Origin of the sequence: Gordonia amicalis (assembly GCF_022059885.1) — a bacterium.
In the GTDB taxonomy this organism is placed as follows: Bacteria; Actinomycetota; Actinomycetes; order Mycobacteriales; family Mycobacteriaceae; genus Gordonia; species Gordonia amicalis.
In genome coordinates this window covers 4,154,742-4,179,264 of record NZ_CP091855.1, presented here as the reverse complement: position 1 = coordinate 4,179,264, position 24,523 = coordinate 4,154,742, and the positions used below count along the sequence as shown (strand labels likewise).

24 protein-coding genes are annotated in these 24,523 nt (G+C 68.4%); 15 read left to right on the top strand and 9 right to left on the bottom strand.

The features are described from left to right. Positions 1–18: 18 nt before the first annotated feature. The 5 genes from IHQ52_RS19180 to IHQ52_RS19160 are packed head-to-tail and all read right to left on the bottom strand — an operon-like array spanning position 19 to position 5,488. Positions 19–765 carry a sirohydrochlorin chelatase gene (locus IHQ52_RS19180; RefSeq protein ID WP_238063787.1) on the bottom strand — a complete coding sequence of 249 codons (747 nt, stop codon included), beginning with the start codon at positions 763–765 and terminating at the stop codon, positions 19–21. Then, the gene (locus IHQ52_RS19175; RefSeq protein WP_238063785.1) at positions 762–2,057 is read right to left on the bottom strand and encodes a sulfate adenylyltransferase subunit 1; all 1,296 of its coding nucleotides are present in this window, start codon (positions 2,055–2,057) and stop codon (positions 762–764) included. The genes IHQ52_RS19180 and IHQ52_RS19175 overlap by 4 nt, the downstream gene beginning before the upstream one ends. A 1-nt stretch (position 2,058) precedes the next feature. Next, a complete protein-coding gene (cysD, locus tag IHQ52_RS19170; RefSeq protein ID WP_040004522.1) occupies positions 2,059–3,000 on the bottom strand; it encodes a sulfate adenylyltransferase subunit CysD in 942 nt (313 codons plus the stop codon). Continuing rightward, positions 2,997–3,749, bottom strand: a complete 753-nt coding sequence (locus tag IHQ52_RS19165; RefSeq protein WP_238063782.1) for a phosphoadenylyl-sulfate reductase — start codon at positions 3,747–3,749, stop codon at positions 2,997–2,999. Before IHQ52_RS19165 ends, cysD begins: the two co-directional genes overlap by 4 nt. Further along, positions 3,746–5,488 carry a nitrite/sulfite reductase gene (locus IHQ52_RS19160; protein ID WP_238063781.1) on the bottom strand — a complete coding sequence of 581 codons (1,743 nt, stop codon included), beginning with the start codon at positions 5,486–5,488 and terminating at the stop codon, positions 3,746–3,748. Before IHQ52_RS19160 ends, IHQ52_RS19165 begins: the two co-directional genes overlap by 4 nt. Positions 5,489–5,885: 397 nt before the next feature. Between IHQ52_RS19160 and hemW the strand changes: the two genes are divergently transcribed. Continuing rightward, entirely contained in the window at positions 5,886–7,097 is a 1,212-nt protein-coding gene (gene hemW / locus IHQ52_RS19155) for a radical SAM family heme chaperone HemW (RefSeq protein ID WP_006434863.1), read from the top strand. A gap of 84 nt (positions 7,098–7,181) precedes the next feature. Here hemW and IHQ52_RS19150 read toward each other — a convergent pair whose 3' ends face one another. Further along, entirely contained in the window at positions 7,182–7,676 is a 495-nt protein-coding gene (locus IHQ52_RS19150) for a type II toxin-antitoxin system VapB family antitoxin (protein WP_238063779.1), read from the bottom strand. Between the two features lie 105 nt (positions 7,677–7,781). Between IHQ52_RS19150 and hrcA the strand changes: the two genes are divergently transcribed. The 14 genes from hrcA to IHQ52_RS19080 all read left to right on the top strand — a co-directional run bounded on the left by hrcA (position 7,782) and on the right by IHQ52_RS19080 (position 21,950). Further along, entirely contained in the window at positions 7,782–8,816 is a 1,035-nt protein-coding gene (gene hrcA / locus IHQ52_RS19145) for a heat-inducible transcriptional repressor HrcA (protein WP_006434865.1), read from the top strand. 171 nt (positions 8,817–8,987) lie between these two features. Then, positions 8,988–10,145, top strand: coding sequence for a molecular chaperone DnaJ (gene dnaJ / locus IHQ52_RS19140; RefSeq protein ID WP_096274170.1), 1,158 nt, complete (start codon positions 8,988–8,990; stop codon positions 10,143–10,145). Then, positions 10,142–10,891, top strand: coding sequence for a 16S rRNA (uracil(1498)-N(3))-methyltransferase (locus IHQ52_RS19135; RefSeq protein ID WP_006434867.1), 750 nt, complete (start codon positions 10,142–10,144; stop codon positions 10,889–10,891). Before dnaJ ends, IHQ52_RS19135 begins: the two co-directional genes overlap by 4 nt. Then, positions 10,888–11,682: an alpha/beta hydrolase family protein gene (locus IHQ52_RS19130; RefSeq protein ID WP_006434868.1), complete on the top strand. Its 795-nt coding sequence runs from the start codon at positions 10,888–10,890 to the stop codon at positions 11,680–11,682. Before IHQ52_RS19135 ends, IHQ52_RS19130 begins: the two co-directional genes overlap by 4 nt. A gap of 169 nt (positions 11,683–11,851) precedes the next feature. After that, positions 11,852–12,940, top strand: coding sequence for a PhoH family protein (locus IHQ52_RS19125; protein ID WP_006434869.1), 1,089 nt, complete (start codon positions 11,852–11,854; stop codon positions 12,938–12,940). Next, positions 12,937–13,518 (top strand): rRNA maturation RNase YbeY, encoded by a 582-nt coding sequence (gene ybeY, locus IHQ52_RS19120; protein WP_006434870.1) that lies wholly within the window; start codon positions 12,937–12,939, stop codon positions 13,516–13,518. The genes IHQ52_RS19125 and ybeY overlap by 4 nt, the downstream gene beginning before the upstream one ends. 2 nt (positions 13,519–13,520) lie before the next feature. Beyond that, positions 13,521–14,948, top strand: a complete 1,428-nt coding sequence (locus IHQ52_RS19115) for a hemolysin family protein (protein WP_096274167.1) — start codon at positions 13,521–13,523, stop codon at positions 14,946–14,948. Further along, positions 14,945–15,289: a cytidine/deoxycytidylate deaminase family protein gene (locus IHQ52_RS19110; RefSeq protein WP_006434872.1), complete on the top strand. Its 345-nt coding sequence runs from the start codon at positions 14,945–14,947 to the stop codon at positions 15,287–15,289. Before IHQ52_RS19115 ends, IHQ52_RS19110 begins: the two co-directional genes overlap by 4 nt. Then, positions 15,282–16,211, top strand: coding sequence for a GTPase Era (era, locus tag IHQ52_RS19105; protein ID WP_006434873.1), 930 nt, complete (start codon positions 15,282–15,284; stop codon positions 16,209–16,211). Before IHQ52_RS19110 ends, era begins: the two co-directional genes overlap by 8 nt. 73 nt (positions 16,212–16,284) lie before the next feature. Then, positions 16,285–17,703: a YhgE/Pip domain-containing protein gene (locus tag IHQ52_RS19100; RefSeq protein WP_006434874.1), complete on the top strand. Its 1,419-nt coding sequence runs from the start codon at positions 16,285–16,287 to the stop codon at positions 17,701–17,703. 52 nt (positions 17,704–17,755) lie between these two features. Further along, positions 17,756–19,612: a pyruvate kinase gene (locus tag IHQ52_RS19095; protein WP_096274165.1), complete on the top strand. Its 1,857-nt coding sequence runs from the start codon at positions 17,756–17,758 to the stop codon at positions 19,610–19,612. Positions 19,613–19,919: 307 nt separating this feature from the next. Further along, complete coding sequence (gene recO, locus IHQ52_RS19090; RefSeq protein WP_006434877.1) at positions 19,920–20,750, top strand: DNA repair protein RecO; 831 nt, start codon at positions 19,920–19,922, stop codon at positions 20,748–20,750. Beyond that, positions 20,731–21,552, top strand: a complete 822-nt coding sequence (locus tag IHQ52_RS19085) for an isoprenyl transferase (protein WP_006434878.1) — start codon at positions 20,731–20,733, stop codon at positions 21,550–21,552. The genes recO and IHQ52_RS19085 overlap by 20 nt, the downstream gene beginning before the upstream one ends. Next, positions 21,549–21,950 carry a hypothetical protein gene (locus IHQ52_RS19080; RefSeq protein WP_096274163.1) on the top strand — a complete coding sequence of 134 codons (402 nt, stop codon included), beginning with the start codon at positions 21,549–21,551 and terminating at the stop codon, positions 21,948–21,950. Before IHQ52_RS19085 ends, IHQ52_RS19080 begins: the two co-directional genes overlap by 4 nt. A gap of 90 nt (positions 21,951–22,040) precedes the next feature. On the opposite strand, the gene IHQ52_RS19075 is transcribed toward IHQ52_RS19080, so the two are convergent. The 3 genes from IHQ52_RS19075 to IHQ52_RS19065 all read right to left on the bottom strand — a co-directional run bounded on the left by IHQ52_RS19075 (position 22,041) and on the right by IHQ52_RS19065 (position 24,451). Beyond that, positions 22,041–22,472 carry a Fur family transcriptional regulator gene (locus tag IHQ52_RS19075; protein ID WP_006434880.1) on the bottom strand — a complete coding sequence of 144 codons (432 nt, stop codon included), beginning with the start codon at positions 22,470–22,472 and terminating at the stop codon, positions 22,041–22,043. After that, complete coding sequence (locus IHQ52_RS19070; RefSeq protein WP_006434881.1) at positions 22,469–22,840, bottom strand: ArsR/SmtB family transcription factor; 372 nt, start codon at positions 22,838–22,840, stop codon at positions 22,469–22,471. Before IHQ52_RS19070 ends, IHQ52_RS19075 begins: the two co-directional genes overlap by 4 nt. 78 nt (positions 22,841–22,918) lie before the next feature. Then, positions 22,919–24,451: a M28 family peptidase gene (locus tag IHQ52_RS19065; RefSeq protein WP_081598182.1), complete on the bottom strand. Its 1,533-nt coding sequence runs from the start codon at positions 24,449–24,451 to the stop codon at positions 22,919–22,921. Between the last annotated feature and the right edge of the window lie 72 nt (positions 24,452–24,523).

The window sequence follows — 24,523 nt, the reverse complement described above, 5'->3', positions numbered from 1 at the left end:
GTCACGATCTAGGAGTCGTCAACGTGACGCGATGACGGCCCGATCCCGAGCGGCCGCGCGATAGAGGCTGCAGATGCCCCCGACGACATCGGGGTGCGCGCCGAGCGGGCCGGCCACGAGCATCTCCTCGACCAGCGCGTCGAGAGCGGTCTCGACCCGCTCGATCAGCAGACCCGCCGACAGGAAGTACGGACTGAGCGCGACGCGCTCGGCACCGGCGGCACGGAGCCGGCGGACAGCCGAGGCGACCGCGCGGTCACCTGAACCGAGTTTGGTCGCGAAGACCACCTCGACCGGTCGATGCAGGTGGGTCGAGAGCTCGAGGGCCCTCCGCCGGACGTGACGGTCGGCGGACTCGTCGGAGGAACCCACCGCCGACAGGATCACGCCGTAGCGCTCGTCGAGGCCTGCTTCGAGCAGACGGTCGGCGAGGGCCGCGGTGAACGACCGCGTTCCGATGACATCGGTCTGATACGCGAACGGCCGGTGCTCGGCGATGATCGCCGGCAGGTCGATCTTGTGGTGATAACCCGCGGACAGCAGCAACGGCACCACAATAGGATCGCCGCCCGCCCCATCCCCGCCGGCGTCGTTCCCGGTCCGACCGAGGACATCGCCGACGAGCGGCTCGTCGAGGTCGAGGTAGGACAAGACCACCTCGACGCCCGGCAGGGTCGCCGCGACGGCGTCGCGCACACGGCGTGCGGTCGCGCCGAAGCGCGGGTCGCGACTGCCGTGTGCGACGAGGACGAGAGCCGGATTCACACCAACTCTCTGAGGTGCAGCGGCGCGAGCGCGTCGCCGACCAGGCCGGCTGCGAGGGTGTTGCCACCCTGCGGGTCGATCAGCAGGAAGCTGCCCGACTCGCGGTTCACCTGATAGTCGTCGGCCGGGATCGGCTCGGCGGTCTGCACCGAGATCCGCACGATCTGGTTGAGTTCCACCGATTCCGGAGCCTGCTCCAGCGCGAGGTTCTGTTCGTCGAAGAGCGCGTCGAGCCCGCCGACGATGGCCTGCGTGGTCTTGGTGCCGTGCTTGAGGAGCAGGCGGGCACCGGGGCGCAACGGTTTCTCGGCGAGCCAGCACACGGTGGCGATGAACTGCTGCACCGGCTCCGGAGCGTCCGCCGCAGCCGCGATCAGGTCGCCGCGCGAGATGTCGACGTCGTCGGCGAGCAGGATCGTGACGCTGCGTCCGGTGTGCGCGGTCTCCAACGGTCCGTCGGCGGTGTCGATCTGGCTGACGGTGGTCCGCTGACCCGACGGCAGGACGACGACCTCGTCACCGACCGACACCCGCCCGGCCGCGATCTGACCCGCGTAACCGCGGTAGTCGGGGTACTCGGAGGTGCGGGGACGGATCACGTACTGCACCGGGAAACGTAGTCCCACCGGGGCACGCTCGGTGAGGTTCGGCACCGTCTCGAGGTGCTCGATGAGGGTGGGGCCATCGTAGAACGGGGTGTTCTCCGAACGGTTCGCGATGTTGTCGCCGTGCAGCGCCGAGACGGGGATCGAGGTGACCTGCTCGTCCGACCAGCCCAGCGAGCGCGTCAGATCGGCGAACTCGGCGGAGATCTCGGCGAACACCGACGCCTGATCGGAGACGAGGTCGATCTTGTTGACCGCCAGCACGAGCTGCGGAACACCGAGCAGGGCCATCACCGCGGCGTGGCGACGGGTCTGCGAGACGACGCCGTTGCGGGCGTCGACGAGCAGGATCACCAGCTGTGCGGTGGAGGCGCCGGACACCGTGTTACGCGTGTACTGCACGTGTCCGGGGGTGTCGGCGAGCACGAAAGAGCGTGCGGGCGTTGCGAAGTAGCGGTACGCCACGTCGATGGTGATGCCCTGTTCGCGTTCGGCCCGCAGGCCGTCGACGAGCAGCGACAGGTCGGGCCCCTCGAGTCCGCGGTCGACCGAGGCCTTGGTCACTGCGTCGATCTGATCGGCCAGAACGGACTTCGTGTCGTACAGCAGGCGACCGACGAGCGTCGACTTGCCGTCGTCCACACTGCCCGCGGTGGCGATGCGGAGAAGGTCGGGTGCATGCCTCATGTCAGAAATATCCTTCGCGCTTGCGGTCTTCCATGGCGGCCTCGGAGACCCGGTCGTCGCCACGGGTGGCGCCGCGCTCGGTCAGCCGCGACGCGGCCACCTCGTCGAGCACGGCCTCGTTGTCGGCGGCGTCGGAGAGCACCGCGCCGGTCGACGAGCCGTCGCCGACGGTGCGGTAGCGCACCGAGAGACGTTGCAGCTCTTCGCCTTCACGGGGTCCACCCCAGACGCCGGGGGTCATCCACATGCCGTCCCGCAGGAAGACGTCACGTTCATGGGCGTAGTAGATCGAGGGGAGCAGAACCTGCTCGCGGGCGATGTAGCGCCAGATGTCGAGCTCGGTCCAGTTCGACAGCGGGAACACGCGCACGTGCTCGCCCGGTGCGTGCCGGCCGTTGTAGAGATTCCACAGCTCGGGACGCTGACGCTTCGGGTCCCACTGGCCGAAGGCGTTGCGCAGCGAGAAGATCCGCTCCTTGGCGCGCGACCGCTCCTCGTCGCGGCGGCCACCGCCGAAGACCGCGTCGAAGCGGTTCTCGGTGATCGCGTCGAGCAGCGGGATGGTCTGCAGCGGATTGCGGACGCCGTCGGGGCGCTCGGTCAGCCGGCCGTCGGCGAGGTAGTCCTCGACCTTGGCGACGTGGAGCCGGAGGTTGTGACGCTCGACGACGTTGTCGCGGAACTCGAGGACCTCGGGCAGATTGTGGCCGGTGTCGACGTGCAGCAGCGAGAACGGCAGCGGCGCAGGCCAGAACGCCTTGAGTGCGACGTGGAGCAGGACGGTGGAGTCCTTGCCGCCGGAGAAGAGGATCACCGGGCGCTCGAATTCGCCTGCCACCTCACGGAAGACGTGAATGGCCTCGGATTCGAGGGCGTCGAGCGTGGTGAAGTCGTCGGCCTCGGCGGAGACGGTTGCGTCGTGGACGGGTTCGGTGACGGTCATGCGTGGAGCCCACATTCTGTCTTGGCGCGGCCGGCCCAGCGGCCACTGCGCGGATCGGATCCGGGTTCGGGTTTGGCGGTGCACGGTGCACAACCGATCGAGGGGTAGCCCTCGTCGACCAACGGGTTGACCAGCACTCCGTTGGAGTCGATGTAGTCCTGCATCGTCTCGTCGGACCACGGTGCGATCGGGTTGATCTTGACGAGCCCGAAGCCCTCGTCGAACGAGATGAGCGGCGCATTGGCCCGGGTCGGCGCCTCGACGCGGCGGATGCCGGTGATCCAGGCGTCGTAACCCGCCAGACCCGCCTTGAGCGGGACGACCTTGCGCAACCGGCAGCACTCACCGGGGTCGCGTGCGAAGAGGTTGCGGCCCAACAGTTCGTCCTGTTCGGCGACGGTGTGCTCGGGGGTCAGGTTGACCATGTCCACGCCGTACACCTGCTCGACGGCGTCACGGGTGCCGATGGTCTCGGCGAAGTGGTAGCCGGTGTCGAGGAACAGGACCTTGACCGGGTCGCCGCCGAGGAGTTCGCGGTCGACGTTCTTGACCGCGAGGTCGACGAGGGCGGCGTCCTGCATGTTCGACGCAACGACGAAGTTGGTGCCGAAGGTCTCGGCAGTCCACCGGATCAGTTCCTCCGGGGTGGCATCGGGGCCGAGGTCGGCCGCGCCCTTCGCCGCGATCGCGCGGAGCTCTTCCTCGCTGTACCGGCGGCCGGTGGCCGGCGCCGAGGTGCCGATCGTCATCGGAGAGCCTCCTCGTCGGCACGAACGGCCCACTGCGCGAACCGTTCACCCTCTTCACGCTGGTCCACGAAGTTGCGGACCACGCGCTCGATGTAGTCGCCGAGCTCGGTGCCGAGCACCTTGTGCTGGCGCAGCTTGCGACCGAAACCGGAGTCCAGGCCGAGGCTGCCGCCCAGGTGGACCTGGAAGCCGTCGGTCTGGTTGCCGTCGGCGTCCTCGACGAGCTGTCCCTTGAAACCGATGTCGGCGATCTGCGACCGTCCGCAGGAGTTGGGGCAGCCGTTGATGTTCACCGTGATCGGCACGTCGAGCTGCGAGTTGATGTCCGCGAGCCGCTCGTCCAGCTCGGGGGCGAGGACCTGCGACTGCTTGCGGGTCTCGGTGAACGAGAGTTTGCAGAATTCGATACCGCTGCACGCCAGGAGATTCCGTCGCCACTGCGTCGGGCGGCCGTGCAGACCGAGCGGCTTGAGCTCGTCGATCAGCCAGTCCACCTTGTCGTCGGGGACGTCGAGCACGATCAGCTTCTGATACGGGGTGAAGCGGACGCGGTCGGAACCGACCGCGGCGACGGCCTCGGCGGTCTTGGTCAGGATGGTGCCCGAGACGCGGCCGGCGATGGGGGAGAAGCCGATCGCGTTCAGTCCGTTGCGCAGCTTCTGCACACCGATGTGGTCGATCGGGCGCTCGGGCTGTTCCGGAGCCGGGCCGTCGATCAGCTTGCGGCCGAGGTATTCGTCCTCGAGCACCTGACGGAACTTCTCGATGCCCCAGTCCTTGATGAGGAACTTCAGACGGGCCTTGGCGCGGAGACGTCGGTATCCGTAGTCGCGGAAGATCGAGACCACGGCCTCCCACACGTCGGGCACCTCGTCGAGCGGGACCCAGGCGCCGACGCGCTGGGCGAGCATCGGGTTGGTGGACAGTCCGCCACCGACCCAGAGGTCGAGACCCGGGCCGTGCTCGGGATGTACGACGCCGACGAAGGCGACGTCGTTGATCTCGTGCACCACGTCCTGCTGGCCCGAGATCGCGGTCTTGAACTTGCGCGGCAGGTTCGAGTACTTCGGGTCGCCGATGTAGCGACGGACGATCTCGTCGATGGCCGGGGTGGGATCGAGGACCTCGTCGAGGGATTCACCGGCGAGCGGCGAGCCCAGCACGACGCGGGGGCAGTCGCCGCAGGCCTCGGTGGTCTTGAGTCCGACACCTTCGAGACGTTCCCAGATCGTCGGGACGTCCTCGATCCGGATCCAGTGGTACTGGACGTTCTGGCGGTCGGAGAGGTCGGCGGTGTCGCGGGCGAACTCGGTGGAGAGCTCGCCGAGCGTGCGCAACTGCTCGACGTTCAGCGCGCCGGCGTCGCAGCGCACGCGCATCATGAAGTGGCTGTCTTCGAGGAGGTCGATGTTCTCGTCGCCGGTCCAGGTGCCGTCGTAGCCCTCGGCGCGCTGGGTGTAGAGGCCCCACCAGCGCATCCGGCCGCGCAGGTCCTGCTTGTCGATGGAGTCGAAACCCTGCTTGGAGTAGATGTTCTCGATGCGGGCGCGCACGTTGAGCGGGTTGTCGTCCTTCTTGACCTGCTCGTTCGGGTTCAGCGGCTCGCGGTAACCGAGCTTCCACTGGCCTTCGGCGCGGCGCTTGACCGGGCGCGCCTTGCGGGCGGGACGAGTTCGCTTCTCGGCGGCCGGAGCGGGAACGGCATCGGGCACAGCTGGGGCATCAGTTGTGGACGTCATGAAATCTCCTGTGCCGGCGCACAGGGGCCGGCTTCAATCGCACGAAAAGGTGGGCTGAAACGTGCCGGCATCCCTGGATTCAGGGATCAATCGGGGCCGAGACGTCGCTAGACGCGACAGAAGGCGCTGTTGACGCGCTTGAGATCAATGTGGCGACGCGCTGCGAGCCACACCCCGGGGAAAATCACGGGGTCCATAGTGCCACGACCATCATCGCCTCGTCTACTTGGGGTTATTTTCCATCATGATGATGGAAACGCGCCGGTGCCGGCGGGGCCGGAGGTCCTACCTGAGCCGGTCAAGCAGCCCGGCCGCCTGGTTGTTCCCCGGCCCCACCGACGAGGGGGACAGAACGCGACGATTTCGGTGCAGACGCCGAGGTCGGCATGATGGAACGGTGAACGTCGACATCGAAGCGCCCGCCCGAGAGCTCACCACCGAGCTCGTCGCCGGGGCCTGCCGCGACGTCGACCCCGAGGTGCCGTTCGGTCTCTACCTGCACGTCCCGTTCTGTGCCACCCGCTGCGGCTACTGCGATTTCAACACCTACACCGCGGGGGAGCTGGGTTCGACGTCGTCGCCGGAGTCGTGGCAGCAGGCCGTGGCCGCGGAACTGGAGTCGGCCGCGCGGCTGTTGCAGCCGGCGAGGAAGGTGTCGACGATCTTCGTCGGCGGCGGCACGCCGTCGCTGCTCGGTGCCGACGGTCTCACGCGATTGCTCGACGCGGTGCGCGCCCACTTCGACCTCGCTCCCGACGCGGAGGTCACCACCGAGTCGAACCCGGAGTCGACGTCGCCGGAGTTCTTCGAGCAGCTGCGCGCCGCCGGGTTCACCCGGATCTCGCTCGGCATGCAGTCCGCGGCCCAGCATGTCCTCAAGGTCCTCGACCGGGTCCACACGCCGGGACGGGCGGTCGCCGCGGCGCGCGAGGCCCGGGCGGCCGGCTTCGAACACGTCAACCTCGACCTGATCTACGGCACGCCCGGCGAGACCGACGCCGACCTGCACGCCACCCTCGACGCCGTGCTGTCCGCGGGTGTCGACCATGTGTCGGCCTACGCGCTCATCGTCGAGGACGGCACGGCCCTGGCGCGCCGAATCCGGCGCGGCGAGATGCCCGCACCGGACGACGACGTCCTCGCCGACCGCTACAAGATCCTCGACGACCGGTTGAGCGCCAACGGTTTCGGCTGGTACGAGGTGTCGAACTGGGCACTCGACGACGCCGGTGCGTGCCGGCACAACATCGCCTACTGGAACAGTCACGACTGGTGGGGGATCGGTCCCGGCGCGCACTCGCATGTCAACGGGGTGCGCTGGTGGAACGTGAAGCATCCGGCGCGCTATGCGCAGACGCTCGGTGAGGGTGTGTTGCCCGCCGCGTCGTCGGAGGAACTCACCGCCGAGGACCGCCACATGGAGGCGGTCATGCTCACCACACGGTGCCGTACCGGACTGCCGGGCGGGCTGCTCGACGACACCGAACGCGCGAACGCCGACGCACTCTGCGCCGACGGCCTGCTCACCTCGACCGGGGACGCCTACGTCCTCACCGACGCCGGCCGGCTCCTCGCCGACGGTGTGATCCGCTGCGTCCTCTGGGGCTGATCCGCTCCGCAAACCCTCCACTTTTCGGCAAATCCACCGCCGCGTCGCGGGGTGGGTTCGGCGAAAAGTGGTGGATCTCGCCGGCTACCAGGGGCGAGTCGGCCTCGTCCAGCCCGGCGACTGGGGGCCTCGACGATGGGCGCCGCCGCCGCTGTGCGGATCGGAGGCGCCACGGTTCGGCCGGACCGGTTCGGACGGGACGTCGACGACGCGGGGACGCGCCGGGATCTCGGCGGTGTCATCGAGCTGCTCCTCCAGAGGGCGGGCGCCCTCGGAGAGATCGAGGGCGTCGAGGTCGAGGGTGCGCGCGTGGATGATGTTGCGGTTCCGCAGCGCCGAGCGCACGGCGCGATGCAGTCCGTCCTCGAGGTAGAGCTCGCCCTCCCAGCGCACGACATGCGCGAACAGGTCGCCGTAGAACGTCGAGTCCTCGCTCAGCAGCTTGTCCAGGGCCAAGACCTTGGTCAGCGTGATCAGCTGGTCGAGCCGCAGCTGACGCGGCGGGATCTTCGCCCAGCCCCGCGTCGACAGCTTGTGGTCGGGATAGGGCTTACCCTCCCGTACCCCCTTGAAGATCATGTGACTCCGCGCCGGTTTCGTAGTATGGAACCTACCCAGTATGGGACGTACCCGACTCTATGGCCCAACTCCATGGACCGGGACTCGGATCAGGAGGTGTACCGCGTGTCCACTACGGACGACCGTAGGTTCGAGATCCTCCGCGCGATCGTGACCGACTACGTCGAATCGCAGGAGCCCATCGGATCGAAGGCACTCGTCGAACGACATCAGCTAGGGGTGTCGAGCGCCACCGTTCGCAACGACATGGCGGTGCTCGAGGCCGAGGGGTACATCACCCAGCCGCACACCAGCTCCGGCCGTGTCCCCACGGACAAGGGCTACCGGATGTTCGTGGACCGCATCAGCGAGATCAAACCGCTCTCCTCCGCCGAACGACGGGCCATCCTGTCGGTGCTCGACTCCGGAGTCGACCTCGACGACGTGCTGCGGCGCTCGGTGAAGCTGCTGGCCCAGCTGACCCGTCAGGTGGCGGTCATCCAGTACCCGGTCCTGTCGGTTTCGCGCGTTCGGCATCTCGAGGTCGTGTCCCTCTCGCCGTCGCGACTGCTGCTCGTGGTGATCGTCGACAACGGCCGGGTCGAACAGCGCATGGTCGCGCTGAACGAGGATCACGACGAGGGGGACATCGCGCGCCTGCGCGACATGTTCTCCGCGGCACTCCACGGCAAACGACTGGAAGAAGCGTCGGCGGCGGTCGCGGAACTCGCCAACTCCGCACCCGACGACATCCGCGGCGCGGTCCTCAACATCGTGATGGTTCTCGTCGAGACCCTCGTCGAACGCGGCGACGACCGTCTCGTGTTGGGCGGCACCTCGAACCTCGCGCGGTCGGCGGCCGACTTCACGCCCGTCGTCGGCGGCATGGACACCGTCCTCGAAGCACTCGAGGAGCAGGTCGTCGTGCTCAAGATCCTCGCCACGACGCAGGACATGGGCCAGGTCACCGTGCAGATCGGAGAAGAGACGCAGACCGAGAACCTGCGTGGAACCTCGGTGGTGTCCACAGGGTACGGTGCATCGGGAACCGTGTTCGGCGGCGTCGGTGTGCTCGGCCCCACACGAATGGACTATCCGGGAACCATCGCCTCGGTCGCAGCCGTTGCCAAATACATCGGTGAGGTGCTCGCCGAACGATGACCGCCGCCCCGGCGACGGACGTCGGGTGAGGGCCTCGACCGGTCGTCGGCAGAATCGAGTGGTTCCACTGCGTACCGCGCGGACGTACGTCCATCCCGATGAGGCACGCACCGCGCGGGCATCACCCGAGACCGCTTGGGTACCAAACTGAACCGAAGGATCACTACAACCGTGGCACGTGACTATTACGCAATCCTGGGTGTGGCGAAGGGTGCCAGTGACCAGGAGCTCAAGCGCGCCTACCGCAAGAAGGCCCGCGAACTGCACCCCGACGTCAACCCGGGCAAGGAAGACGAGTTCAAGGAAGTCAGCACCGCCTACGAGGTGCTGACCGATCCGGAGAAGCGTCGCATCGTCGACGCCGGAGGCGATCCCCTGGCGGGTGCGGGCGCCGGCGGTTTCGGCGGGGGTGGCGGCGGCTTCGGCGACGTCTTCGAGGCGTTCTTCGGCAACGGCGGCGCCTTCGGTGGCGGCGGCGGATTCGGCTCGGGGCGCGGTCCCCGCTCGCGCGTCCAGCCGGGTGAGCCCGCGCTGGTCAACGTCAAACTCGATCTCGCCGAGTGTGCCAAGGGCGTCAACAAGGAGATCACGGTCGACACCGCGATCCTGTGCGACGCGTGCACCGGGTCGGGAACCAACGGCGACAGCAAGCCGGTTGCCTGCGACACCTGCAACGGGGCCGGCGAGATCCAGTCGGTGCAGCGGTCGTTCCTCGGTCAGGTGATGACCGTGCGCGAGTGCCCCACCTGTCACGGCGTCGGCGAGGTCATCCCCGACCCCTGTCACAAGTGCGGCGGCGATGGGCGTGTGCGCTCGCGCCGCACCATGACCGTCCGCATCCCGGCCGGTATCGAGAGTGGCATGCGGGTCCGCCTCAGCGGTCAGGGCGAGGTCGGTCCCGGAGGCGGGCCCGCCGGCGATCTCTACGTCGAGGTCACCGAACGCCCGCACGAGGTCTTCCTGCGTGACAAGGACGACCTGCACTGCACGGTGAAGGTGCCGATGGTCGACGCCGCGCTCGGCGCCGAGTTCGACGTCGAGACCATCCTCGGCGACCCGGTCACCGTCACGATCGCTCCGGGAACGCAGCCCGGTCAGGTCGTCAAGCTGCGCGGCCAGGGCATGCCGCACGTCAGCGCCGGTGTCCGCGGCAACCTGCACGTCCACCTCGACGTGGTCGTCCCGACCAAGCTCGACGGTGCCCAGACCGACGCCCTCAAGAAGTTCAAGACGGTGGCGCAGGACGAGATCGAGGTGGTCAACACCTCGGCCGCGTCCGCCCCGGGCGGCCTCTTCTCACGACTGCGCAACGCGTTCGCGGGCAAGTGAGCCCACCGCTTTTCTGGGCGGACTCCGTCCCCGCCCCGGGAGCCGACCTCGTTCTCAGCGGGCCAGAGGGCCGGCATGCGGTGACGGTCGCACGGCTTGGGGCGGGGGAGCGCATCCTCGTCGGGGACGGCGCCGGTTCGGTCGCCGGGTGCGAGATCCGGGAGATCACCGGGAAGGACACCCTCGTCGCCTCGGTGCGTGAGTTCTCGTTCCAGGCGCGCCCCACCCCGCAGGTGACCGTCGTCCAGGCGTTGCCGAAGTCCGAACGGTCCGAACTCGCCGTCGACCTCGCGACCGAAGCGGGCGTCGACGTCATCGTGCCGTGGCAGGCCATGCGTTGTGTCGCCCGATGGACGGGCAAGGCGGACAAGGGTGTTGCCAAGTGGAGGGCCGCCGCGTCGGCCGCCGCGAAGCAGAGTCGACGGCCGTGGATCCCCGAGGTCGCCGAGCTCGCCTCGACCATCGACGTCCGCGCGCGGTGTGCCGACGCGGTCGCCGGCGGTGGAGTCGTCGCCGTGCTGCATGAGGAGGCCGCCCGGCCCCTTGCCGAACTGCCGCTCGCCGATGCGAGCGAGATCGTGCTCGTCGTGGGTCCCGAAGGCGGACTCGACGACACCGAGGTCGCCGACCTCACAGCTCTCGGCGCGCATTCGGTGGTGCTCGGCCCGGAGGTCCTGCGGACCTCCACGGCGGCAGCCGTCGCGCTGGGTGCGATCGGCGTGCTGACCCGACGGTGGTCGCGGTGAGTGCCGTCCGACGCTGCGCCGTGCGCCGCACCAAGATCGAATACGGCACCGAGCTTTCACAATTCGGCCACCTCTACGTGCCGCGTGACGTTCTCGACCCCGCCACCCCGGCCCGTGTGGTCGTGCTCGTCCACGGCGGTTCGTGGTCGGTGGAGTACGGCTCCACGATCCAGACCGCGGTCGCCCGCACGATGGCCGAGCGCGGCGCGGTCGTGTGGAACATCGAGTATCGCCGCGTCGGGGAGCCCGGCGGCGGCTGGCCGAACACCGGCCGCGATGTGGTCGGCGCGATCCGTGCCCTCGACGGCCCGGTGCGCGAGGCGCTGCAGGAGCAGGAGGTCGATCTCGCCGCGGTCGACTTCTCCACAGTCGGCGTGGTCGGGCATTCGGCCGGCGGCCAGCTCGCGGTGTGGGCCGTCGGCAAGCTGGGGGCGCGGACCGCCTCGACCACCATCACCACCGTCGTCGCCCAGGCGGCGGTCCTCGACACGGTCTCCGCGGCGGACAAACAATCCCTGCGGGCCCTCATGGGGCGGCCGTACAGTGAGTCGCCGCGCCGCTACGAGGAGGCCTCGCCTCTGCTCGCGCCGGTCTTCGACGCGCACGTGGTCGCGATCACCGGCGACGAGGACGACCTGGTACCCGACGTGGTGAGCCGCCGCTACGTCGACGACGCGATCTCCCGCGGACAGTCGGCCGAACTGATCGTCGTACCGGGCGAAGGTCACGAGGCCTTCGTCGACCCGGGCACCGGGTGCGCCCGGCAGACGATCCGGGTCCTGGGGATCTGAAGCACGCGGTCCGGCGGTGACGTGGCCGTGCTGAGAAATATTGCCTGCTGACCGGCCGTTGCATAGCGATACACTGTTCACACAGCTGTGTGTTTCCTTCAGTGAATTCTCACTGTGAGGTGACGGACGCGCAGCCCACAACCGCAGACCACCAGGAGTGATTTCATACGTGAGTGACGACAACCCCGACCCGAGCGCGCAATCCAGCCGTACGCAGCCGCGCCGGTCTGGGGTCACATCCACCGTCGAAGTCTCTCCCGGAGTGGTGTTCGGGCTGCTCGGCGCCAGTGACGTCAACCTTCGGACGCTCGAGCAGCTGCTGCCCGCCGACATCCACGTGCGTGGCAACCAGGTGACGCTGACCGGCGAGCCCGCCGATGTCGCCGCCTCCGAACGTGTCATCGCCGAACTCACCGACCTCGTCGGACGTGGCACCCCGCTGACCCCGGACCTCGTCCGGCACAGCGTGTCGATGCTCTCCGACGGCAGCCAGGAGTCGCCCGCCGAGGTGCTGTCGCTGGACATCCTGTCGCGCCGCGGCAAGACGATCCGACCCAAGACGCTGAACCAGAAGCACTACGTCGACGCGATCGACAACCACACCATCGTCTTCGGTCTGGGGCCGGCCGGTACCGGCAAGACCTACCTCGCGATGGCCAAGGCCGTGCAGGCGCTGCAGTCGAAGTCGGTCAACCGCATCATCCTCACTCGTCCCGCCGTCGAGGCCGGCGAACGTCTCGGCTTCCTGCCGGGCACGTTGAGCGAGAAGATCGACCCGTACCTGCGCCCGCTCTACGACGCGCTGCACGACATGATGGACCCCGAGGCGATCCCGAAGCTGATGGCCGCCGGGGTCATCGAGGTTGCGCCGCTGGCCTACATGCGCGGGCGGACCCTCAACGACGCTTTCATCATCCTCGACGAGGCGCAGAACACGACGAGCGAACAGATGAAGATGTTCCTGACGCGCCTGGGCTTCGGCTCCAAGGTCGTCGTCACGGGCGATGTCACCCAGGTGGACCTGCCGGGCGGCGCGAAGAGCGGCCTGATGGCGGCGACCGCGATCCTCGAGGGCATCGACGACATCCACTTCTCCCGTCTCACCAGCCAGGACGTCGTCCGGCATCGTCTGGTCGCCGACATCGTCGACGCCTACGGGCGCGCGGAGGAATCCCAGCGAGCCGGTGCACGCATCGATACCGCGATCGGCGGCAACCGCGCGGCGCGTCGTGCGGCTTCCCACGGACGTCGCTCATGAGCATCGAACTGGCCAACGAGTCCGGGGTCGAGGTCCCGGCCGAGCTGATCATCGACGCCGCACGTTTCGCCGTGAACGCGATGGACGTCAACCCCGGCGCGCTCCTGTCGGTCCTCTGCGTCGACGAGGACACCATGGCCGACATGCACGTGCAGTGGATGGACCTGCCCGGACCCACCGACGTGATGAGCTTCCCGATGGACGAGCTCGTCCCGGGCGGCCGACCCGACGCCACCGATCTGGGACCGGCCATCCTCGGCGACATCGTCCTGTGCCCCGAGTTCGCACGGAAGCAGGCCCGCGAGGCGCGCAGGTCCTTCGAACACGAGCTCGCGATGCTCACCATCCACGGTGTGCTCCATCTCCTCGGCTACGACCACGCCGAACCCGAGGAAGAGCGCGAGATGTTCGGGCTGCAGAACGAGATCCTCGACGCGTTCTATGCCGAGCGGAACCGACGCGCGCAGGAACAGCGGCAGACCGATCGTGATTCGCGGTTGCTGTCCAACATCGGATTCACCGGGACCGAACAGGGAACCGGGGACGCGGGGGCGACCGGACGGTCCGAGGAGGACTGAGCGTGTCCTCCGGTTATTGGTTCATCGTGGCCGCAGTCGTTCTGATCGGGCTCGGCGGACTGTTCGCCGCCGTCGACACCGCCGTGTCCACCGTCTCGAACGCCCGCGTCGACGACATGGTCCGGGAGGGCCGCGGCGGTGCACGACGCCTCGCGATCATCCTCGACGCCCGCGCCACCTACGTGGGACTCGTGGTCCTGCTGCGCGTGGTCTGCGAGACCGCGGCCGCCGCACTCATCGCCCTGTCCGCGGCCGAATGGCTCGGCGTCGGTTGGGGACTCGTCGTCGCCATCACCGCGATGACGGTCATCTCCTATGTCGCCATGGGCGTCGGGCCGCGCACCCTGGGCCGGCAGCACGCGTACACCATCGCACTGTCGATGTCGTATCTGTTGTTCGCGCTGGGCATCCTGCTCAAGCCCGTGACGCGGCTGCTCATCCTCATCGGTAACGCGCTGACCCCGGGTCGCGGCTACCGGAACGGCCCGTTCGCCACCGAGATCGAGCTGCGTGAGGTCGTCGACCTCGCCGAGGCCCGCGGAGTGGTGGCGGCCGGCGAGCGCCGGATGATCCACTCGGTGTTCGACCTCGGCGACACCAGCGCGCGCGAGGTCATGGTGCCACGTCCGGAGATGGTCTGGATCGAGGCCGACAAGAACGTCCTGCAGGCCACCAACCTCGCGACCCGGTCGGGACATTCGCGTATCCCGGTCATCGGCGAGAACACCGACGACGTGCTCGGGATCGTGTACCTCAAGGACATGGTCGAACGGACGGTCGCCAAACGCACCGACCCCACCACGCTGCGCGTCTCCGAGATCATGCGCGACGCCGAGTTCATCCCGGACTCCAAACCGCTCGACAAGGTCCTCGCCGACATGCAGCTCACGCGCAACCACATGGCGATCCTCGTCGACGAATACGGTGGCATCGCCGGCCTGGTGACGATCGAGGACGTGCTCGAGGAGATCGTCGGTGAGATCACCGACGAGTACGACACCGACGAACTCGCACCGGTCGAGGACCTCGGCGACGGGTCGTACCGGGTGTCGGCGCGTCTTCCGGTCGAGGATCTCGGTGAGCTGTTCGACGTCGAGATCGAGGAGGAAGAGGTCGAGACGGTGGGTGGACTCGTCGCACTCGAACTCGGCCGCGTCCCGCTCCCCGGCGCCCGGGTCAAGTCCCACGGCCTGCAGCTCGTCGCGGAGGGCGGTCCCAATCGCAAGGGGCGCCAACGCATCATCACCGTCCTCGTCACCCGGGTACCCGGGGAGGGCGCCGACGGACCGGACCCGCAGCGGCACGAATCCTCGGGCGGTCGTGGGCACTCCGGCCGTTCCGGACGTCATGACCGCACCGCGGCGCGTGAACACGAGGACGAATCCCATCGCAGTACACACGAGCAGACGACAGCAAGGATGAATCAGTGACCGAGACCCTCGCAGACGAGGATCAGAAGCTCGTGGTGCTCGCTCGCGGCGCGCTCGCGCGTGCCGAAGCGCGATCGGGAGCCGCCGTTCGCGACGGCGACGGTCGGACCTACGCGGGTGCCGAGGTCCGCACCAAGACCCTCACACTCAGCGGTCTGCAGGTCGCGGTCGCCTCGGCGATCTCGAGCGGGGCCGGCTCCTTCGAGGCGGCCGTCCTGGTCAACGGCGACGCCGACGATCCCGGTCTCGCGACCCTGCACGAACTGAGTCCGCAGGCCTACGCGTACGTCACCGATGCCGCCGGGCGGCCGCAGCAGCGACTCGGTGGCGCCGATGTCTGAGTCCGGCTCCGCTCCTGAATTCCGCTCCGGTTTCGTCTGTTTCGTCGGGCGCCCCAACACCGGCAAGTCGACGCTCACCAACGCGCTGGTGGGGGAGAAGATCGCGATCACCTCCAACCGGCCGCAGACCACCCGCCACACGATCCGCGGAATCGTCAACCGGCCCGACGCCCAGCTGATCCTCGTCGACACCCCGGGACTGCACCGGCCCCGCACGCTGCTGGGGCAGCGGCTCAACGACCTGGTGCGCGACACGTACTCCGAGGTCGACGTGATCGGTGTGTGCATCCCGGCCGACGAGGCGATCGGCCCGGGTGACCGCTGGATCATCTCCCAGGTCCGCGAGATGGCCCCGCGCACCACACTTCTCGGCGTGGTCACCAAGATCGACCGGGTGGGTCCCGAGCAGGTTGCCAAGCAGCTCGTGGCGCTCTCCGAGATCCTCGGCCCGGACGCCGAGGTGGTCCCCGTGTCGGCGAAGTCCGGCAAGCAGCTCGACGTCCTCAGCGACGTGCTCGTCGGTCTGATGGAGGAAGGTCCGGCGTTCTATCCCGACGGTGAGCTCACCGACGAACCCGAGCAGGTCCTGATGGCGGAATTCATCCGCGAGGCCGCCCTCGAAGGCGTCCACGACGAACTGCCGCATTCGCTCGCCGTGGTCATCGAGGAGGTCATCGATCGCGAGGACCGGCGCCCGGACCAGCCGCCGATGGTCGACGTCCACGCCGTGCTCTTCGTCGAACGGGACAGCCAGAAGGGCATCATCATCGGGCGCAAGGGGGCGCGTCTGAAAGAGGTCGGTACAGTTGCGCGCGCACAGATCGAGCGGCTGCTGGGGACCAAGGTGTACCTGGATCTGCACGTGAAGGTCGCCAAGGACTGGCAGCGCGACCCCAAGCAGCTACGCCGACTGGGCTTCTAGAGGAGAGAATGCCGGCACCGTCCTCGCGACGGTGTTCAGACGGCGGGCACGCGCCTGCGGGGGAGGTACGTCGATGGGAACGCACGAGTCGCACAAGGTCTCGGACTCCGACGCCGACACTGGTCGCGGAGCCCATGAGGCACCCGAGGTCGAACAGCCGACCGGCCGGACGATCGCCGGCGTACTCGGGTCACCCCGGTTCTGGCTCGCCCCACTGGTCCTCGTGGCGGTGCTGTTCTCCCTCATGGCCGCGCTCTACATGTCGGCCGTCGTCGACCCGCAACGCCACCTCCACGACTTCCCGGTCGCCCTCGTCAACGAGGACTCCGGCGGTGAGGTGACCGGCGCGGACGGAAAGGCCACCGAGCAGAACATCGGGAACGAGGTCGCGAACGGGATCATCTCGTCGGCCGCTGACAGCGGCATCGTCGTCCGGCGCACCGACCGCTCGACCGCGATCGGTGAACTGAACAGCGGCAAGGTGTACGGCGTCGTCGTCATCGGCTCGAACTTCACCAATCGCGCAGTCGCGCTGGGACGTTCGACGGTCCTTCCGGCGCAGCCCACGCGTCCGGCGATCGACATCTTCATCAACCGCGGCTCGGGCGCTTTCGCGTCGTCGATCACCTCGACCTTCGCCGAGCAACTGACCGAGCGGGTCAACGCCGAGGTCGGCGCGCAGCTGACCGCACAGGTCCGAGATCAGCTCGACCGCAACGACGTCACGTTCACCGGTGCCGCACAGCTCGCGCTGGCCGATCCGGTCGCGGTCTCGGTGTCGGAGCCCACGCCGCTGCCCCAGGGTGCCGGAAACGGACTGTCGGCGTTCTACCTCACGCTTCTCCTGGTGCTCGCCGGCTTCACCGGCGCGATGATGGTGAGCATCGTCGTCGACGGCATGCTCGGTCAGACGCCCATCGAGTACGGCCCGTTCTACCAACTCCGTGAACGTCTGGCGATCAGCCGCTGGGCGACCCTCGCCGCCAAGTGGACGATCATGTTCCTCGTCGCGGTGGTCCTCTCGACCCTGTTCATCGTGGTGGGCGCCTGGGTGGGCACGTCCCTGCCGAATGCCTTCGTGCTGTGGGTGATCTCGATCCTCGGCATCTTCGCCGTCGGCGTGAGCGCGAGCGCGATGATGGCCGTCTTCGGCAACGCCGGTCTGCTGTTCAACCTCCTGTTCTTCGTGGTCTTCGGCCTGCCGTCGTCGGGCGGGACCCTGCCGCTGGAGGCCAGTCCGCGGATCTTCGAGTGGATCGCCGCGATCGAACCGATGCACGTCATCTACCTCGGGGTGCGGTCGGTCCTGTACTTCGACGCCGACCTGTCGGCGGGGCTCGCGCGGTCGGTCGTCCAGTGCCTGATCGGACTGTGCATCGGTGTCCTGCTGGGTCTGCTCGGCACCAAGTACTACGACCGCAAGGGTTGGCACCGCTACCCGGGGGGCATGACGCTGCCGCCCAAACTCGACAAGATCGTGAACGCTGGATGAGCAGGCCGCTGTCGCCGCGCCCCCCGAGGCGGAAACCTGGCAGGGTGGAGGCATGGGGTTCCCGGTGGAGATGTCGATCGAGGAGATGTCGGACGCTCTGCACGACCTGCGAGACGAGCTCGACCGCGCGGAGAAGCACGCCGGTCCGCTGATCTCCGCGGTCGCCGTACAGCATCGGCAGAGTGCACGCAATCTCGTGCATTACGTCACCGTCCGTCGTCGTGACCTGCGACCGCTGCAGGCGTCGATGGCCGCTCACGGGCTGTCGAGTCTCGGCCGGATGGAGTCGATCGTCTACTCCTGGATCGAGACGGTCATCGAAACCGTTGACGCACTCGCCGAAGGCCGACGGCGACAACCGATCTGGGGCGATCTCTCCGACGGCGTGCGGGTTCTCAGCGCCAACCGGGACCGACTGCTGGGGAGTGTGCACCCCGGCGGGGTCGACGACGTCACCGCCGATCGGTCCGGCGACGAGCACGGTGAGCGGACGAGTCGGGTGATGGTCACGATGCCGACGCAGGCCGCCGACGAGCCGGACCTGGTGCGACGCATGGGCGCGGCCGGCATGGATGTGGCGCGGGTGAACTGCGCCCACGACGGACCCGCGGAATGGGCGCGGATGATCGAGTCGGTGCGTGCACTCCCCGGACGGGTGCGCGTGGCTATGGACCTGGCCGGACCCAAACTCCGGACCGGGCCGCTCGAGCCGGGACCGAAGGTCGTGAAGGTCAAACCCGTTCGCGCCGACGACGGGACCGTCGAACGGCGGTCACGGGTGCGGTTGAGCACAACCCCCCACGATGCCGAGCACGACCTTCCCGACGGTATCGATGCGGTAATCCCGGTGGACGACCTCGGCAGCCTGTCCGACGGTGACCGGCTCGTGTTGCGCGATGCGCGGGGCCGGCGTCGACGCCTCGACGTCGTCGGGGCCTCCGAGGACGGGATCGACGCCGAATGCGACCGCACCGTCTACTACCGGACGGGCGCGTCGATCAGGGTCAAACGGTTCGGCGGCGGAACACTCGTCATCGGTGAACTGCCGGAGAAGCCACAGCATCTGCTGATCCGCACCGGCGATGAGATCCGACTCCGGCGCGACCTGTCGCCCATGCCCGCGACCAGGGTCGGGCCGCATCGGATCGGGTGTGAACTCGGAGACGCCTTCGACGACGTGGAGCCCGGACACCGGGTGCTGTTCGACGACGGGAAGATCGCCGGACGGGTGCGTGAGAGGCTCGACGACGAGATCGTCGTCGACGTCGAACGCGCCGGCCCGAAGGGTTCCAAACTGCGTGCGGAGAAGGGCGTCAACCTCCCGGACACGACCCTCCACATTCCCGCGCTGACACCGGATGACCGCGCGGCTCTCGAGTTCGTGGCGACGCACGCGGACATGGTCAACTACTCGTTCGTCCGGTCGCCGGAGGATGTCGCCGACCTCATCGCCGAACTCGAGCGCCTCGACGCCCGGAACGTCGGGATCGTCCTCAAGATCGAGACCCGCGCCGCGTTCGAATCGCTGCCGCAGATGCTGCTCGAGGCGATGCGGTGGGACGAGGTCGGGGTGATGATCGCGCGCGGAGACCTCGCCGTCGAGGTCGGTTTCGGGCGGCTCGCCGAGGTCCAGGAGGAGATCCTCTGGCTGTGCGAGGCCGCCCACATCCCGGTCGTGTGGGCGACGCAGGTGCTCGACGGTCTGGCGAAGACAGGCGTGCCGACGCGCGCGGAGGTCACCGACGCCGCGATGAGCCGCCGCGCGGAGGGGGTCATGCTCAACAAGGGCCCTTACATCGTCGAGGCCATCGAAGCGCTGACCTCGATCCTCGACCGGATGGGCGGTCACGTCGAGAAGAAGCGGTCGCTGCTGCGACCCCTGACCTCTTTCGACATCGGCTTGGACTGACGTCACTGGTGGTCCCGGGGCGTGTGTGAGGGGCTGGTCTACTGCGGTCTTGGGGCGTGTGAGGGGGCTGGTCTGCTGCGGTCTCGGCGCTTGTGAGGGGGCTGGTCTGCTGCGGTCTCGGCGCTTGTGAGGGGGCTGGTCTGCTGCGGTCTCGGGGCGTGTGAGGGCTGGTCTGCTGCGGCCCCGGGGCGTGTGAGGGCTGTCTGCTGCTCCTTGAGTAGCCCCGGAGCTTGCGGAGGGGCGTATCGAAAGGACCTTGCCAGTGTCGGTACCCGGTGGTGTCGGTACACAGTGGGACAATCGGCGGGTGAGGTTCTACCGGGATGAGGCCGTCGTGCTCCGTCAGCACAAGCTGGGCGAGGCCGACCGCATCATCACCCTGCTGACCGCGGAGCACGGGCTCGTGCGTGCGGTCGCCAAGGGGGTGCGTCGGACACGGTCGAAGTTCGGTGCCCGTCTCGAACCCTTCGCGCACATCGACGTACATCTGTATCCGGGCCGCAGCCTCGACGTCGTGACGCAGGTGCACAGTCTGCACGCCTTCGCCGACGCGATCGTCGCGGATTACGGCCGCTACACGACGGCCTGCGCGGTCCTCGAGACCGCAGAACGGCTCGCCGGCGAGGAGCGCGCCCCCACCCGCCAGTTGCACCGCCTGACGGTGGGTGCGCTGGAGGCGCTGGCCGACGACCGCCGGCCGCGGGAACTGATCCTCGACGCGTACCTGCTGCGCGCCATGTACAGCGCCGGTTGGATGCCAGCGTTGGAGGAGTGCGCGCGCTGCGCCACCCCCGGCCCGCACCGCGCCTTCCATGTCGCCGCCGGTGGGGCAGTGTGCCTGCATTGCCGTCCGCCGGGCTCGGCCACGCCGTCGCCCGGCGTTCTCGATCTCATGGAAGCACTGTTCCGCGGTCAGTGGGACCACGTGGAGGAGTCCTCGAACTCGCTGCGCCGCCAGGCCAGCGGCCTCACGGCCGCGCATCTGCAGTGGCATCTCGAACGTCAGCTGCGAACCCTGCCGCTCATCGAACGCACCGCGCCTCATAGGCTGATGGAAACGGGTGTCGAACCAGGTGCGGTCGGCGGGATGCGGGACAACGGGGTGAGGAGAGTCGACGATGGCGTTGCGGCCGGGTAGTTCGTCGAAGGGTCGCAAGCCGACGAGCCCACGCACGGAGGTTCGCCCCCCCGATCCCCATCCCAGTGGAGCGCGACCCCCGGCCATCCCCGCCCAATTCGTGCCCAGGCACGTCGCTCTGGTCATGGACGGCAACGGCCGCTGGGCCACTGACCGCGGACTGCCGCGCACCGAAGGACACAAGCGCGGCGAAGCAGTCCTGATGGACACCGTGTGCGGTTGCATCGAGTTGGGCGTCGGCTGGCTGTCTGCGTACGCCTTCTCGACCGAGAACTGGTCACGCAGCCCCGACGAAGTCCGCTTCCTCATGGGCTTCAACCGCGACGTCATCCGTCGCCGGCGCGACGAGATGCACGAGATGGGTGTCCGCGTCCGCTGGGCCGGCCGCCGACCCCGCCTGTGGCGCAGCGTCATCCGTGAACTCGAGATCGCCGAGGAGCTCACGAAGGACAACACCGTGATGACGCTGACGATGTGCGTCAACTATGGTGGCCGCGCCGAGATCGCCGACGCCGCCCGCGAGATCGCCCGGCGCGCTGCGCGCGGAGAGATCGACCCCGAACGCATCTCCGAGTCGACCTTCGCCCGCTACCTCGACGAGCCCGACATGCCCGACGTCGACCTGTTTCTGCGTCCCTCGGGTGAACAGCGCATCTCGAACTTCCTGCTGTGGCAGTCGGCGTATGCGGAGATGGTCTACCAGGAGAAACTCTTTCCCGACTTCGACCGTCGGGACCTGTGGGATGCCTGCCTGGAGTACGCCTCCCGTGACCGGCGCTTCGGTGGGGTGAAGCCGTCGTGACCGATGCCGCCGCGCTGCTCGAGCGTGCCGCCGTCATCGTGGCAGAGCTCGGCCCCACCGACCGCCCTGATGCGGAATCCGTTGTGGTGCAGGTTGGCCCGACTCGAGCGTCGCTTCGCGTGCTTACGCTCGCGGACGGCCTCGACGTGCTCGCCGTGACCCAGATGGTCGCCATGGACCTGCCGAACACCCCGACCCTGCGTGACGATGTGGAGACCTTCGGCGCGCAGCTGAGCTTCGGCAGTCTGCGTCGTTCCGATCCGACCGGTGTCACCACAGATGTGTTGCAGTACTACACATTTCCCGCCGGTCGGCTCGACGACCTGCCGTTGCTGACGGTGCTGCACATCGTGCTGGCAGCGGGTGTCGACGCCGCCGAGCGGCTGGTGGCCACGTAGCTGGTCGCGCTCGTCGCTCCGCGATCTCATTGCGCCCTTGCCCGGCGATCGGGCACGAGGGCAACCACGACTCGACGGCAGGCCGCTGGGTCAGTTGTCCTGGCACCCTTGGCAATCGGCGCAGAGGCCGAAGACCTCGACCGTGTGGTTGATGTCGGTGAAGCCGTGTTCGGCGGCGATCGTGGCCGCCCACTTCTCGACCGGATCGGCCTGTACCTCGACCGTGGTGCCGCAGTTGCGGCACACCAGGTGATGGTGATGTCCGGACGAGCAGTGGCGATAGCGGGTCTCGCCGGAACCGTCCCACAGAACATCGATCTGACCGGCCTGGCTCAGTGCTTGCAGGTTGCGGTAGACGGTGGTCAGGCCGATGGATTCGCCCCGGCCCTTGAGGATCTCGTGGAGTTCCTGGGCCGAGCAGAAGTCGTCGGTGCCGGCCAGCGCGTCGGCGATGGCCGCGCGCTGACGCGTGGAGCGGATTCCGGTGACCGGCTGCGGGCCGGTGGCCTCGACGCCGGTCACTCGTTCACCACCGACGGGCCGCGGTTGGTCTCGTTCGCGTGGACCAGTGCGTCGACGACGATGTGGGCGACGTGGTCGTCGAGCAGTTCGTAGGTGATCTCGCGGCCGTTGCGGTGGCCGCGGACGACGCCGGCGTCCTTGAGTACGCGGAGGTGCTGGCTGACGAGCGGTTGGCTCAGACCGAGGTGTCCGACGAGTTCGTGCACGCACTGGACACGTTCGCGCAGGGACAGGACGATCGCGACGCGGGTGGGGGAGGCGAGGGCTCGCAGGAGATCGGCAGCGGCCTCACGGGCGGTGGCGTCGGAGTCCGCGACCGGCCCGGACGCGCCGAACTGCCCGGACCCTTCGATCGGTTCGGTCGACATGTCACTCCTCCCGGACTGCTCGCGTCACAGCACTGCCGCCATTCTAACGGAAATCGTTTTCAAACAGCGAGGGCGGACTCAGCCCTCGGCTCGCTGCCGCACGCCGACCGCCGGAACGCCGTCGGGGCCGTTCGTCGCGAGCGCGTAAGTGGCGACCGCATGGGCGACGGCGGCGGCGTTGACGGCCAGTGATTCGGTGTTGACGTTGTCCACGGTGTCGCGCGGGCTGTGATAGTTCGGATCGAAGGGCTCGCCGGCCGTACCGCCCCACATCTCGGCCTGTTCCTTGCTCTTCTTCCGCTCGGCGCCGGTCGCCACGCCACCGGACGGTATGCCGGCCGCGATGAACGGTCCGTAGTCGGATCGACCGTCGAAGTCGTTCGGGCCCAACGGGATTCCGCGATCGGCGTAGAACTTCGCGAAGACGCGTTCGATGCCGTCGGAGCCGCCGGGCCCGGCGCCGGCACCCTGGTGTTCGGAGTCGTCGCCGTCGTAGGTGAAGTACCCGCCGTTCGGTGAGGCGAGCATGTCGAAGTTCAGGTAGAGCGCGATGGCGCGTCGCTCGGCGGCGTCGAGTCCACGAACGTATTCCGTGGAGCCGACCAGCCCGTCCTCCTCGCCACCCCAGAAGGCGAAACGCACCCGGTGGGGAACGCGCGGCGACGACCCGAGTCGCAACGCGGTCTCGAGAACTGCCGCGCTGCCGCTCCCGTTGTCGTTCATGCCGGGTCCCTCGACGACGCTGTCGAGGTGGGCGCCCGCCATCACGACGTCGTCGGTGGCCCCGGTGCGCGTCTCGGCGACGACATTGCGGGTGGTGACGGGGGTCGTCTCGGCATCGACCGACAGGCTCACCTCTGATGACGACCGCACGCGCTGCCCGTCGTCGGAGCTGATCCCGACCACCGGGATCCCCGGCCGGTCGTCGGGTCCGAGGGTCGAGCCGAGCATCGGCTTCGGCTCGTTGTTCACCACCACGACCCCGACCGCGCCGGCCGTCTCGGCGGTGCGCGCCTTGTCGGCGAAGGTGCACTGACCTCGGGTGACCACCGCGACGGAGTCGCGCACGGCCGGCGGATAGTCGCCGGGTGCGCATCCCAGTGCGCCGACCTCCACCGGTTTTCCGGTCACGGACTTGCCGCCGGTGCCTGCCGAGTACTCGAGAACGTGCGCATCGATCTTGTCCCCGTCGGCCGTCAGTTCCACGGGCCCGGCGTCGAATCGCTGGTAGCCGAACTCGGGTGTGGTGACCTCGAACCCGGCGGTACGCAGGAGCCCGGCGACGTAATCCACCGACGCGGCATGTCCGGGTGTGCCCGACGCCCGGGTTCCGCCGTGGTTGTCCGCGGTCTGCTGGAACGCCCGGACATGGCCCATGACACGGTCGAGGGTGACCGCGTCGGCCAGCCCATCCGGAGTGACCTCGACGACCGGCGGGCCGACCGCCGGCGTCGACACCGGAGCCGAGGACACGCTGCGTGCCGGACCCTCGCGTTGGTCTCCGCCGCAACCGGCGAGAAAGGCCACCGCGGCCGCGGTCGCGGCGACGACGGGCAACAGTCGTGCTCGAGTGATCACCCTGCCACTGTGACAGTTCCGGGGAGACGGCATCGGCCGGGCCGCGATCGGCCTGCTGGGGCGACTGGTTTAGTCGAACGGAGGGCCCGCTCGGTAGTCTGTAGG